Annotated in this window: 14 protein-coding genes and 2 tRNA genes; 13 read left to right on the top strand and 3 right to left on the bottom strand. The window is 70.8% G+C overall.

The window, feature by feature from the left end; translation table 11 throughout:
• Positions 1-12 precede the first annotated feature (12 nt).
• Positions 13-834 carry an SDR family oxidoreductase gene (locus IEZ31_RS43355; protein WP_190255974.1) on the bottom strand — a complete coding sequence of 274 codons (822 nt, stop codon included), beginning with the start codon at positions 832-834 and terminating at the stop codon, positions 13-15.
• 119 nt (positions 835-953) lie between these two features.
• On the opposite strand from IEZ31_RS43355, the gene IEZ31_RS43350 reads away from it, so the two are divergent.
• The 7 genes from IEZ31_RS43350 to IEZ31_RS43320 all read left to right on the top strand — a co-directional run bounded on the left by IEZ31_RS43350 (position 954) and on the right by IEZ31_RS43320 (position 5398).
• Entirely contained in the window at positions 954-1601 is a 648-nt protein-coding gene (locus IEZ31_RS43350; protein ID WP_229836690.1) for a DUF2625 family protein, read from the top strand.
• The gene (locus IEZ31_RS43345) at positions 1598-2395 is read left to right on the top strand and encodes an alpha/beta fold hydrolase (RefSeq protein WP_190255973.1); all 798 of its coding nucleotides are present in this window, start codon (positions 1598-1600) and stop codon (positions 2393-2395) included. Before IEZ31_RS43350 ends, IEZ31_RS43345 begins: the two co-directional genes overlap by 4 nt.
• Before the next feature lie 5 nt (positions 2396-2400).
• Entirely contained in the window at positions 2401-2799 is a 399-nt protein-coding gene (locus IEZ31_RS43340) for a YciI family protein (RefSeq protein ID WP_229836699.1), read from the top strand.
• 2 nt (positions 2800-2801) lie between these two features.
• On the top strand, positions 2802-4016 hold the full coding sequence (locus IEZ31_RS43335) for an RNA polymerase sigma factor (protein ID WP_190255971.1): 1215 nt from the start codon (positions 2802-2804) through the stop codon (positions 4014-4016).
• 73 nt (positions 4017-4089) lie between these two features.
• Positions 4090-4239, top strand: a complete 150-nt coding sequence (locus IEZ31_RS43330) for a hypothetical protein (protein ID WP_190255970.1) — start codon at positions 4090-4092, stop codon at positions 4237-4239.
• 59 nt (positions 4240-4298) lie between these two features.
• Positions 4299-4976: a GntR family transcriptional regulator gene (locus IEZ31_RS43325; protein WP_190255969.1), complete on the top strand. Its 678-nt coding sequence runs from the start codon at positions 4299-4301 to the stop codon at positions 4974-4976.
• A 47-nt stretch (positions 4977-5023) separates the two neighbouring features.
• The gene (locus IEZ31_RS43320) at positions 5024-5398 is read left to right on the top strand and encodes a hypothetical protein (protein ID WP_190255968.1); all 375 of its coding nucleotides are present in this window, start codon (positions 5024-5026) and stop codon (positions 5396-5398) included.
• Positions 5399-5863: 465 nt separating this feature from the next.
• Here the strand turns inward: IEZ31_RS43320 and IEZ31_RS43315 are convergent.
• Positions 5864-5934 (bottom strand) — tRNA-Gly (locus tag IEZ31_RS43315).
• A 122-nt stretch (positions 5935-6056) separates the two neighbouring features.
• Here IEZ31_RS43315 and IEZ31_RS43310 point away from each other — a divergent pair.
• The 6 genes from IEZ31_RS43310 to IEZ31_RS43285 all read left to right on the top strand — a co-directional run bounded on the left by IEZ31_RS43310 (position 6057) and on the right by IEZ31_RS43285 (position 11550).
• Positions 6057-6130, top strand: a tRNA-Pro gene (locus IEZ31_RS43310).
• A gap of 54 nt (positions 6131-6184) precedes the next feature.
• Positions 6185-7555: a trigger factor gene (tig, locus tag IEZ31_RS43305; RefSeq protein WP_190255967.1), complete on the top strand. Its 1371-nt coding sequence runs from the start codon at positions 6185-6187 to the stop codon at positions 7553-7555.
• 134 nt (positions 7556-7689) lie between these two features.
• Positions 7690-8340, top strand: coding sequence for an ATP-dependent Clp protease proteolytic subunit (locus IEZ31_RS43300; protein ID WP_190255966.1), 651 nt, complete (start codon positions 7690-7692; stop codon positions 8338-8340).
• An 11-nt stretch (positions 8341-8351) separates the two neighbouring features.
• Entirely contained in the window at positions 8352-9011 is a 660-nt protein-coding gene (locus IEZ31_RS43295) for an ATP-dependent Clp protease proteolytic subunit (protein ID WP_190255965.1), read from the top strand.
• 225 nt (positions 9012-9236) lie between these two features.
• Positions 9237-10535, top strand: a complete 1299-nt coding sequence (gene clpX / locus IEZ31_RS43290) for an ATP-dependent Clp protease ATP-binding subunit ClpX (RefSeq protein WP_190255964.1) — start codon at positions 9237-9239, stop codon at positions 10533-10535.
• A 220-nt stretch (positions 10536-10755) separates the two neighbouring features.
• Positions 10756-11550, top strand: a complete 795-nt coding sequence (locus IEZ31_RS43285) for a carbon-nitrogen hydrolase family protein (protein WP_190255963.1) — start codon at positions 10756-10758, stop codon at positions 11548-11550.
• A 2-nt stretch (positions 11551-11552) separates the two neighbouring features.
• Here the strand turns inward: IEZ31_RS43285 and IEZ31_RS43280 are convergent, their stop codons facing one another.
• A complete protein-coding gene (locus IEZ31_RS43280; protein ID WP_190255962.1) occupies positions 11553-11765 on the bottom strand; it encodes a hypothetical protein in 213 nt (70 codons plus the stop codon).
• Between the last annotated feature and the right edge of the window lie 647 nt (positions 11766-12412).

The raw sequence follows: 12412 nt of genomic DNA, 5'->3' as shown, positions 1-12412 counted from the left end.
GAGGCGGCCGAGCTAGACGGCGGCGGGCACCGGCCGCGCGTTGAGCAGCGCGGTGTGCTCCCGCTGGGCGGCGTCGAGCAGGGCGGTCCAGGCGTCCTCGCCGATCGGCCGGCGGGTCGGGCGGTCGTCGTCGGCGATCAGGCGCAGCACCTCGGCGGCGAACAGCTCCGGCGGCAGCGCCATCGGCAGCTCCTTCATCGCGCGGGTGCCGGCCAGCATCGGCCCGGTCACCGGCTCGTACGCGCTCAGGTGCGTCGCTGACTCGGTCACCGACGTGCCCCACTCGGTGGCGAAGCAGCCCGGCTCGACCGCCGTCACGTGCACGCCGGTGCCGGCCAGCTCCAGCGCGAGCGTGTCGACCATGCCCTCCAGCGCGTGCTTGGCGGCCGAGTAGGCGCCCAGCCCGGGGTAGGCGAGCCGCCCGGCGGTCGACGACACCATCACGACGTCGCCGTACCCCTGCGCGCGCATGAGCGGCAGCACCATGCGGGTGAGCCGCCAGGGCGCGACGAGGTTGACCTCCAGCTGGGCGAGCAGCTCGGCGTCGGTGACCTCCTCGACGGCGCCGAAGTGCCCGACGCCGGCGTTGTTGACCAGCACGTCGATCCCGCCGTACCGGGCGAGCGCGGCGTGCACCGCGTTGTGGCAGTCGTCCGGGTCACGGACGTCGAGTGCGCAGCTGGCGAGCGTGCGCGGGTACCGCTCCCGGAGCTCCTCCAGGGTCTCCGGGCGCCGGGCCGTGGCCAGCACCTGCTGTCCGGACGCGGCGACCGCCTCGGCGAGCGCGCGCCCCAGACCGGTGGAGCATCCGGTGATCAACCAGCGACGAGTCATGTTCGGCATAGTGACTCTCAGTATCCGCGTGAGGACAGGCGGAAAACGTGAATGACAATCATTCAGCGCCGTTTTCCGCCGTTCGTGTCAGACGGCGCTCGGCCCGTACAGTTGGCTGCGTGCGATCTCTCGCGGAGCTGATCTCCGATGACCGGTCCGCGTGGGCCGAGATCGAGGCCGCCGTGAGCGGCTCGCCGTGCGCCGTCGAAGTCCTGCCCACCGAGCCCGACCGCGGTGCCTCCTGCCTGCACCGTCTGCAGGTCACGACCAACTCGTGGCTGGGCGCGCTGGTGTATTTCAGCGGCGGCCTGGTCGTCGACCAGGGCTGGCTGCGGATCCTCGCGTCCGGCGATCCCGACCGCGGCCTCGCCGACATCCACGCCGTCAACTCGACCTTCGAGGGTGCCGGCCTGGTCGTCGCGCAGGACGTCATGGGCGGCGAGTTCGTCTGGCGCCAGGGTGACGCTGCGCAACCGACGATCCACTACTTCGCGCCCGACACGCTGCGCTGGGAGGACCTCGGCCTCGGCTACACCGACTGGCTCTACGCCATGCTCGGCGGCGCGGTGGACCAGTTCTACAACACGTGGCGCTGGCCGGGCTGGCAGGACGAGATCGCCGCCTGCCCGCTCGACGCCGGCCTGCACGTCCGCCCGCCGCTGTACACCAAGGAGGGCAAGGACGTCGCCGAGTCCGACCGCCGGCCGGTCCCGATGCAGGAGTTGGTGAGCGTGCTGCACGACGTCGCCGACCAGCTCGGGACGTGAGGCTGTTGCTGGCTCCGCGGCTTCGCCGGCGGTTTCGTGGGGGGTCCACGCCCCACACGCCCCATGCGCCGCTGCGCTCCGCACTCAAGCTCGCCTACGACGACCACGGCAGCGGCCCCGCCGTGGTTCTCCTGCACGGGGGCGGAAGTGGCCGGGCCACCTGGTCCGGGTTCGCGGGGCTCCTGCGGTACCGCCGGATCATCGTCCCCGACCTCCGCGGGCACGGCGACAGCCCGCGGGCCGGCGAGTATCCGCTGTCCGGGTTCGCCGACGACGTCGTCGAGCTGCTCGACCACCTCGCCCTCGACGAGGTCGCCCTGGTCGGGCACTCGCTCGGCGCCTTCACCGCGGCGCTCGTCGCCCAGCGGCAGCCGGCCCGCGTCACGCGGCTCGTCCTGGAGGACCCGCCGGCGCCGCCGGGCAGCTTCTCCCGGGCCCGGCTGGTGCTGTCCGGCCTCGCGCTGCGCGGCCGCGCGTTCGACCCGCGGGCGCTGCGCTCGGCGGTCACCCAGCTGCGGCAGCCGCAGCCGGACTGGTGGGCGGGCCTGCGGCGGATCACCGCGCCGACCCTGGTGCTGTCCGGCGGATCGAGGAGCCACATCTCGCCGGCCCGGCTCGCCGAGCTGGCCGCGGCCATCCCCGAGTGCCGGCTGGTGACCGTGCCGGTCGGCCACCGCATCCACAGCACCGCCCCCGCGGCATTTTCCGCCGAGGTGCTGCCGTTCCTGTGTCCGGATCCGGTGTCCGGCTCCGACGTCCCTGACGAGAATCGCTCAGAGGGGAGCCCACCGTGAAGTACATGATCCTGACCTACGCCTCGCAGCGCGACTACGACGCGATGGCCGGCAAGGCCGCCGAGACCGAGTGGACCGGCGAGGACTTCGCCGCGATGCACGCGTTCATGACGACGTTCAACCAGGAGCTGGAGGAGTCCGGCGAGCTGGTCGAGACCCGGGGCCTGGATGCGCCGGTGCACACCCGCCGGATCGGCGGCGCCCCGGCCCTGGTCACCGACGGGCCCTATGCGGAGACGCAGGAGGTCCTCGCCGGCTACTGGATCGTCGAGTGCGAGAGCTTCGACCGCGCGACCCAGATCGCCATGCGGCTCGGCGAGTGCCCGGCCCCGGCCGGCGCCGCCGCCACCGCGTATGCCGACGTGCGCCCGATCGTGGAGTCGTCGGCCGAACTGGGCTTCTAGGCGTGGACGTCACCGTCGAGGACCTGCTGCGCCGCCTGGCGCCGCAGGTCCTGGGCGCGGTCGTGCGCCGCTACGGCCACTTCGACACGGCCGAGGACGCGGTCCAGGAGGCGCTGCTCGCCGCCGCCACGCAGTGGCCCGCCGAGGGGGTGCCCGACGCCCCGCTCGGCTGGCTCGTCACGGTGGCGTCGCGCCGGCTCACCGACCTGCTGCGCGCCGACCAGGCCCGGCGGCGCCGCGAGGAGACGGCGTGGCGCTGGTCGTTCGAGGTCCCGGCCGTCTCCGGTACCGACGACTCGCTCATCCTGCTGTTCATGTGCTGCCATCCGGCCCTCAAGGCGGACGCGCAGGTCGCGCTGACGCTGCGCGCGGTCGGCGGCCTGAGCACGCGCGAGGTGGCCCGCGCGTTCCTGGTGTCCGAGGACACCATGACCCGCCGGATCACCCGCGCCAAGCAGCGGATCCAGGCCAGCGGGCTGCCGTTCAGCCTGCCGCCGCCGGCCGAGCGGCAGGACCGGTTGGCGGTGGTACTGCACGTGCTGTACCTGATCTTCAACGAGGGCTACGCGACGACGTCCGGCCCGTCGCTGCACCGCGCCGACCTGTCCACCGAGGCGATCCGCCTGACCCGGACGGTCCACGCGCAGCTTCCCGACGACAGCGAGGCCGCGGGCCTGCTCGCGCTGATGCTGCTCACGGACGCCCGCCGCCCGGCCCGCGCCGCCGCGGACGGCTCGCTGATCCCCATGGCGGAGCAGGACCGGTCGCTGTGGAACGCCGCGGGCATCGCCGAGGGGATCTCGTTGATCACCGCGGCCCTGCCGCGCGGCGCCACGGGCCCGTTCCAGCTGCAGGCGGCCATCGCGGCGGTGCACGACGAGGCTCCGACCGCCGCCGAGACGGACTGGCCGCAGATCGTGGCGCTGTACTCGCTGCTGCTGCAGCAGGCGCCGAACCCGATGACGGCGCTGAACCACGCCGTCGCGGTGGCGATGGCGTCGGGGCCGTCCGCCGGCCTGCGGCTGCTGGCCGACCTGTCGTCGTTGTCGGGTGACCACCGCTTCCACGCCGTCCGCGGGCACCTGCTGGAGATGTCCGGCTCCGTGCCGGCGGCCCGCGAGGCCTATCTGCGTGCGGCCGACCTGGCGGGGAGCCTGCCGCAGCAGCGCTACCTCCGCGCGCGGGCGGCTCGGCTGGATTCGGATTCCCGGGCATAGACTGGACGTTTCCGCAGGTCGGATCCTTGATCCACGAGTTTTTCGAACTGGCGTTCGGGTAGTGTCCGCGGTCATGGAGATCTGTACCGCCGTGAAGACCACGCCCACCGCCAGCGGCGACGTGGAGGTCCGCTGCACCAAGCCCGCCGGCCACGCCGAACGCGGCGACCGCCAGCACGAAGCGAAACTCGGCGCCTTCCCGGTCCGCTGGCCGGCGTCGTAGTGTGTGGGGCGGCCCGCAGCCTTCGCCCTTCGTCGATGGGGGTTCCCGCGGTGCCGGCTGTGAAGTACGCCCAGATCCTCGCCGCACTGCAGGCGAGGATCGAGCACCAGGACTACGAGCCGGGCGCCCTCCTCCCGAGCGAGGCGGCCCTGATGCGCGAGTTCGCCACGTCCCGCAACACGGTGGTCCGGGCCTTGCGCCACCTGGACCGCCACGGCTGGGTCAACCCGATCCGCGGCCGCGGCCGGGTCGTCCTGGGCCGCCCGCAGTCCCGCCTGGTGGCGCTGCCCCGCCGCCTGCAGGTCCTGCTGCAGCCGGACCGCCACGGTCGCCGCGTGGGCGGTGCGGTCGTCCCGGCCCCGCCGTCGATCGCCCCGACGCTGTCCTGCGTTCCGGGCACGCCGCTGGCGACCGGCAGGCACGTCCTGGGCGACGCGGACGAGCCCTTCGCGATGCTGGCCTGGTACACGCCGGCCCCGTTCACCGCCGCGCCGGACGTGCCGCTGCTGGAGCAGCTGGAGCGCTCACGCGGGGTCCTCTCGCACCGGGTCCTGGAGCGGCTCGGCGCCCGCCTGCCGACGGACCGCGAGCGGAAGCTGCTGTCCCTGCCCAGGACGCGGTCGGTGGTGGTCGCGCTGGTCACGGTCCTGGACACCCGGAACCGCCCGCTGCTGACCGTGGACGCGGCCCTGTGCCGGGACGTCCCTGCGCTGACGTCCACCTTCGACCTGGCCTGACCGCTTCGCGTCGCCCGGCCGGGTACCGTGCGCGTCTCCCGGACGTCATGGCGGAACATGCCGGGACCCCGGAGAGCTACGAACGCTTCGTCGTGCTGTTCCGTGCGTCCACGATCGGCATCGCCGGCACCGGGACACCGGCTCAGGACGCGCAGGGACGCATCTTCGCGGCCGGCGATTTCGGCGCCGGCAGGACCACACACGGCGGCGGACGGCCACGGATTCTCGCCTTCGCCGACCCCGAAGCGGCGATCCGCAACTTCGGTCCCCGATGCAACGCGGGCGTGCCCGGCGAGGCCCTGCTGCAGCCGGCGGCAACCGACCCCGACTGCGCCACTCGCGAGATCAGCCTCGTCATCAGCAGGTCGACGGCCGAGTCCCTGCTGGCGGCCCCGACCGAACCACCCGGCGGGCGGCGCTGATGGTGACCGCCCCGAGGCGGCGTTTCCCGACGGGACGCGGCGCGGGCGGCCTCCAGCCCGGGCGTCCGGTCGCGTTGCGTGCGCACCTGGCCGGTGAGTTCATCGCCGGTGAGTTCGTCGCGGACAGCCGTGATCTCACCCGAGACGAGGGCGCGCTGCCGCGTTCCGGAGGGCGGCCGGCTCCACGACCCGCGACACACCGGCAACACCCTCGCCGCCGCGGCCGGGCGAGCATGCGTGCGGCGGACGCTGCGGGAGGCCGGCGACGGGAAGACGCGCCGGCAGGCCGGGCCGACCGCCGTCTACCGGCGGCCCGGCCGGGAACGCTGGCTGGCGACCGTCCTGGAGTCCGATCCGCAAAAGGGCGGATTCCGGGATGAACCAGGGGGACGGCTGCACGACCGTGGAGCTCATGACCCGCGACCGGCGGGGACGGGCTAGCCCGTGACCAGGTGAAAGAATGAGAGCGGGCGAGGAGAATCGAACTCCCACCGTCAGTTTGGAAGACTGAAGCTCTGCCATTGAGCTACGCCCGCGCGCCCACAGCGTACCGAATCGCCCCGCCCCGCGCCGACTGCGGGGGTCCACGGGGTGCGACACCGGCATACCGAGCGGCGGACGCCCCGGCCTACCGCATACACTTGCCGACGCAAACCACCGGGGTGTAGCGCAGTTTGGTAGCGCACTCGCTTTGGGAGCGAGGGGCCGTGGGTTCAAATCCCGCCACCCCGACCGGGAACCACAGCCCAGGCAAGCCGCCGAACGTGAACTAGAGGGAGAAGTTCTGTGAAGAGCACCGTCGAGACCCTGAGCCCGACGCGCGTGCGGCTCGAAATCGAGGTGCCGTTCGCCGAGCTGGAGCCAAGCCTCAAGAAGGCCTACCGGGAGATCGGCTCGCAGGTGAACATCCCCGGGTTCCGCCGGGGCAAGGTGCCGGCGGCCGTGATCGACCAGCGGGTCGGCCGCGGGAATGTGCTCAACGAGGCCGTTCAGGAGGTCATCCCGACGCAGATCCTCGCGGCGGTGCGCGAGCACGAGGTGCGCACGCTGGGCCGTCCCGAGGTCGCGATCACCGAGTTCGCCGACGGGCAGCCGCTGAAGTTCACGGCCGAGGTCGACGTGCGGCCGGAGATCACCCTGCCCGACCTGAGCGGCATCGAGGTCACCGTCGACGCGCTCCAGATCACCGACGAGGACGTCGACGAGCAGCTCAAGGGCCTGCGCGACCGGTTCGCGACGCTCAAGACCGTCGAGCGCACGGCGCTGGTGGGCGACTTCGTGCAGATCGACCTCGTGGCGACCGTCGACGGCGAGGAGGTGCCGGGCGGCAGCGCGACCAACATCTCGCACGAGGTGGGCAGCGGCCAGCTCGTCCCGGGCCTCGACGACGTGCTGGTGGGCATGGGCGCCGGCGACTCGACCACGTTCACGACCCAGCTCGTGGGCGGCGAGTTCGAGGGCCGCGACGCCGAGGTGTCGGTGACCGTGAAGTCGGTCAAGGACAAGCAGCTGCCGGCCGTCGACGACGAGTTCGCCCAGCTCGCGAGCGAGTTCGACACGCTCGACGAGCTGAAGGAGGACCTGCGCACGCGGCTCACCCGCGTGAAGCGGATGGAGCAGCTCTACTCGGCGCGTGACCTGGCCCTCAAGGCTGTCATCGACGCGACCGACGTCCCGGCGCCGGAGGGCGTCGTGAAGGACGAGGTCGAGTCGCGCAAGGAGTCGATGAACGACCAGCTCCAGCGCATCGGGGCCTCGTTCGACGACTACCTGCAGACCGAGGGCAAGACCGAGGAGGAGATGGACGCCGAGCTCAACGAGGCGGCCGTCGAGGGCGTGAAGGTGCAGCTGGTGCTCGACACCCTGGCCGACGCCGAGGACGTCCAGGTCAGCGACGACGAGTTCGGTCACGAGATCGTCCACCGGGCGCAGCGGGCGGGCATGGGCCCCCAGCAGTACTACGACCAGCTGGTCCAGGCCGGCGTGGCCGGCGCCGTCTTCGGCGACGTGCGCCGTGGCAAGGCGCTCGGCATCGTGCTGGAGCGGGTCAAGATCGTCGACAGCGAGGGCGCCACGCTCAGCCTCGACGACCTGCGTGGCGCGGCCGACGAGCACGAGGGCCACGACCACGGCGACCACGAGGGCCACAACCACTGACCCCGCGAGCGAGCCGGGGGTGAACATCCCCCGGCCGCCACGGTGCGCTCATAGCGAAATGCGGTGAGCATGGGAAGCTGGCGCTCCCCGCACCGGTTAGGGTCGGTTGTACAAGACTCTTGCGAAGGGCTGCCATGACCGACCTGCATATTCCAGCGTCGCCAGTCAGTCCCGCGCCCAACGGGCGCGGTCGGGGCGCGGACACGAGCCTGACGCTCGACGACTCGGTGTTCAACCGGCTGCTCAAGGAGCGCATCATCTTCCTGGGCAGCGAGGTCAACGACCAGGTTGCCAACCGGATCTGCGCCCAGATGCTCCTCCTCGCCGCCGAGGACGACGAGCGTGACATCTGGCTCTACATCAACTCGCCCGGTGGCTCCGTCTACTCGGGCATGGCGATCTACGACATCATGCAGTTCGTCAGCAATGACGTGGCCACCGTCGCGATGGGCATGGCCGCGTCGATGGGCCAGCTGCTGTTGTGCGCCGGCGCGCCCGGCAAGCGCATGGCGCTGCCGCACGCGCGGATCATGATGCACCAGCCGTCCGGCGGCATCGGCGGCACCGCCTCCGACATCGCCATCCAGGCCGAGCAGATGCTCTACACCAAGCGCATGTTCCAGGAGCGCGTCGCGTTCCACACGGGGCAGGGGCTCGAGCAGATCGAGTCCGACTCCGACCGTGACCGCTGGTTCACCGCCGAAGAGGCGCGGGACTACGGCTTCATCGACAAGGTGATCACCGGGGCCCAGCAGGCTCCGGAGGGCGCCGGAACTCTGGCCTGAGGAGCGAAGCCATGACCGATCTGAGCCTGCCCCCGGCGCTGCGCGAGGTGCACAACCGCTACATCCTCCCGTCGTATGTCGAGCGCACGTCATACGGCATCAAGGAGACGAACCCGTATAACAAGCTGTTCGAGGACCGGATCATCTTCCTCGGCGTGCAGATCGACGACGCGTCGGCCAACGACGTGATGGCGCAGCTGCTGACGCTGGAGAGCACCGAGCCGGACCGCGACATCACGCTGTACATCAACTCGCCCGGCGGCTCGTTCACCGCGATGACGGCGATCTACGACACGATGCTCTACGTCCGGCCGGACATCCTGACGGTCTGCCTCGGCCAGGCGGCGAGCGCGGCCGCGGTGCTGCTGGCGGCCGGCACGCCGGGCAAGCGCCTCGCGCTGCCCAACTCGCGGATCATCATCCACCAGCCGGCCACCGAGGGTGGCTACGGGCAGGGCTCGGACATCGAGATCCAGGCGCGCGAGATCATGCGCATGCGGACCCAGCTCGAGGAGATGGTCTCGCGCCACACCGGCCAGCCGGTGGAGAAGGTCCGCAAGGACATCGACCGCGACAAGATCCTGACGGCCGACGAGGCCAAGGAGTACGGTCTGGTCGACAACGTGCTGGTCAGCCGCAAGAAGTCGGCCCTCGCCGCCACCGGCGCCTGAGGCCCGTGACGTGCTCATCGGCTCGCCTGACCTCCGGGTTCGGCGAGCCGATGAGGTTCCCGACGACTGTCGTCGGGCGGCCGGTTGAAAGACACCCCCGCGTAGGGGGTCGGAATACGGGCCACCACCAGGTAACGTCGAGGCAGTAGCCAGCGCCGTCCCAGACGGCGCGGAAGCAGGTTTGCGATCCGGACCCTGGTCCGGCCGAAGGCAGGGAGATCGTAGGTGGCACGGATCGGCGACGGCGGCGACCTACTGAAGTGCTCCTTCTGCGGCAAGTCGCAGAAGCAGGTGAAGAAGCTCATCGCCGGTCCCGGCGTGTATATCTGCGACGAGTGCATCGATCTCTGCAACGAGATCATCGAAGAGGAGCTCGCCGAGTCCGGCGACGTCAAGTTCGACGAGCTGCCCAAGCCGATGGAGATCTGCGCCTTCCTCGACCAGTATGTGGTGGGGCAGGACCAGGCCAAGAAGGCCCTCGCGGTGGCGGTCTACAACCATTACAAGCGGGTCCAGGCCGAGTCGGGCGGCAACTCCGGCGGCGACGGCGTCGAGCTCGCCAAGTCGAACATCCTGCTCATCGGCCCGACGGGCTGCGGCAAGACGCACCTGGCCCAGACGCTCGCCCGGATGCTCAACGTGCCGTTCGCGATCGCCGACGCGACCGCGCTGACGGAGGCCGGCTACGTCGGCGAGGACGTCGAGAACATCCTGCTGAAGCTGATCCAGGCGGCCGACTACGACATCCGCCGCGCCGAGACCGGCATCGTCTACATCGACGAGGTCGACAAGATCGCCCGCAAGTCGGAGAACCCGAGCATCACGCGCGACGTGTCCGGCGAGGGCGTGCAGCAGGCGCTGCTGAAGATCATCGAGGGCACGGTCGCCAACGTGCCGCCCCAGGGCGGCCGCAAGCACCCGCACCAGGAGTTCATCCAGATCGACACGTCCAACGTGCTGTTCATCTGCGGCGGCGCCTTCGCCGGCCTCGACCGCATCGTCCAGCAGCGCGTCGGCAAGGGCGGCACCGGCTTCGGCGCCAACCTCCGCTCGATCACCGACCGCACGGCCGACGACGCCTTCAGCGACGTCATGCCGGAGGACATGCTGAAGTTCGGCCTGATCCCCGAGTTCATCGGCCGCCTCCCGGTCATCACCAGCGTCAAGAGCCTTGACCGCGACGCCCTGGTCAAGATCCTCACCGAGCCGCGCAACGCGCTCGTGCGGCAGTATCAGCGGCTGTTCGAGCTCGACGGCGTCGAGCTGGAGTTCGCCCCCGAGGCCCTCGAGGCGATCGCCGACCAGGCGATCCTCCGCGGCACCGGCGCCCGCGGCCTGCGCGCGATCATGGAGGAGGTCCTCCTCAGCGTGATGTACGAGGTGCCCAGCAACCCGAACATCGCCCGCGTCCTGATCACCCGCGAGGTCGTCCTGGAGAAGGTCATCCCGACCATCGTCCCGCGCGACCTGGCCGCCCACCGGGTCGGCCGCCGCCGCGCGGACCGCGAGGAGAAGTCGGCCTGAGAGCCCACGAGAGCCCGCGAGAGCCCTGAGCGCCGCGTGAGCCCATGCATGGCTCAGGCCCGCCGGACTACTGCCGTTGCTCCCGTCAGACACCGGTCGGGCCCCTGGGGGCCCTCCCTGCCACCTTCGCGTCGCGCTGGGCTCCCCGCCTCCGGCGGCCCCTCCGGGGAGGATCGCGGTGACCTCGTGCTGACGGGCCGCCGCCCGTAGGCTGGTTCGTATGCGCGTAGCCGTCTGCCAGCTCAACGCCCGTGACGACCGGGCGGCCAACCTGCGAGTCGCCCGCGAGTTGCTCGAACGGGCCGCGGCCGGCGGCGCCGACCTGGCGGTGCTCCCGGAGTACACCGACCACCTCGGCCGGGCCGCCACCGCGCCGAAGCCCGAGCCGATCGACGGCGAATACGCGACGTTCTTCGCCGACGCCGCCCGCGAGCTCGGCATGTGGGTGCACGCCGGCTCGTTCCACGAGACCGGCCCCGACCCCGACCACACGTACAACACCACGCTCGTCTTCGACCGCGGCGGCGCCCTCGCCGGCACCTACCGCAAGATCCACCTCTACGACGTCGAGATCCCCGGCCGCGTCTCGTACCAGGAGTCCGCGACCGTCGCCCCCGGCGAGACGCTCGAGATCGTGGCGATCGAGCAGGCACACGTCGGGTTGTCGATCTGCTACGACCTGCGCTTCCCCGAGCTGTATCGCAAGCTCGCCATCGACGGCGCAACGGTCCTCGTCGTGCCGGCGGCCTTCATGCTGCACACCGGCCGCGACCACTGGGAGCCGCTCCTGCGCGCCCGGGCCATCGAAAACCAGTGCTACGTCCTGGCCGCCGGGCAGATCGGCAACCATGACCCGGACCGCACCTGCTTCGGGCGCAGCATGGTCGTCGACCCGTGGGGGACGGTCGTCGCCCAGGCGCCGGATGTCGTCGGCGTCACGTTCGCCGATCTCGACTTCGAGCGGCTCGCCGAGATCCGCGCCACCGTGCCGAGTCTGGCCAACCGGCGTCTCTGAGCTCACACGGTCCGGGCGGACAGGATCCCGAACACGGTGATGCCGACGATGGCGCCGCCCGTGATCAGCAGCACGGTTCCCATCCGCGACGGCCCCCGGCGCGCCAGCCGCCACGACGCCACCACCAGCACCAGGGCGACGACCGCACCGATGACGAGCTGCCACAACGGGAAGAGCATCTCCATCAACGCGTCCGCGCGGGGATAGGGCGTCATTCCGTCATCCTCCCTGTTCGCCGCGCACAGCGCACGGCCGATTTGACTCGGGCACGCCGTTCCCCGTACGGTTTTCCAGGTCCGAGGGGCTGGGCGGAAACGACCGGTTTGTCGGATTGGTGCCACTGGGCGGTGCGAGAGCGAATTTTGCGAATGCGAAGCCGACCGGGTAAGGTACTCCAGCCGGTAGGGAACCGGGCGGACTCGCGAGGGTCGGCCGGCCTACTGGAATCCCGAGTAGGACACAGGCACCGGAAACGGTGTCCGGAGCCGTGCGCGGGAGGAACGTTCCAGAAGGTCGACAAGCGGAAAACGCGAACTTGACAGGACGGAACGGGCTGGTAAGGTAGGAAAGCCGGTGGGGAGCCGGGCGGGCAAGCGAGCGAGATGCTCCGGTGCCGGTCGGTCCTACTGGATCTCCCGAAACAAGATCGCCGGATACGGCGGCGTTGTTATGCTCGGGAAACCCGCTTGAAGTTGAAAAGCCCGGACCTACGGACTTGACAACAGCGAGCGATCTGGTAAAGTAGAGAAGTTGCCCCGGATGCGGCGAGCAAGACTTGCGGACCGCGGCGGTGTGTGTTGGTTGTTTGAGAACTCAACAGGGTGCTTGTTAAGCCAGTGCCAATTGAAATTTTACCCCGTGG

The organism is Dactylosporangium sucinum (genome assembly GCF_014647515.1).
Taxonomy (GTDB): Bacteria; Actinomycetota; Actinomycetes; order Mycobacteriales; family Micromonosporaceae; genus Dactylosporangium; species Dactylosporangium sucinum.
This window is presented reverse-complemented; position numbering and strand designations above follow the sequence as displayed.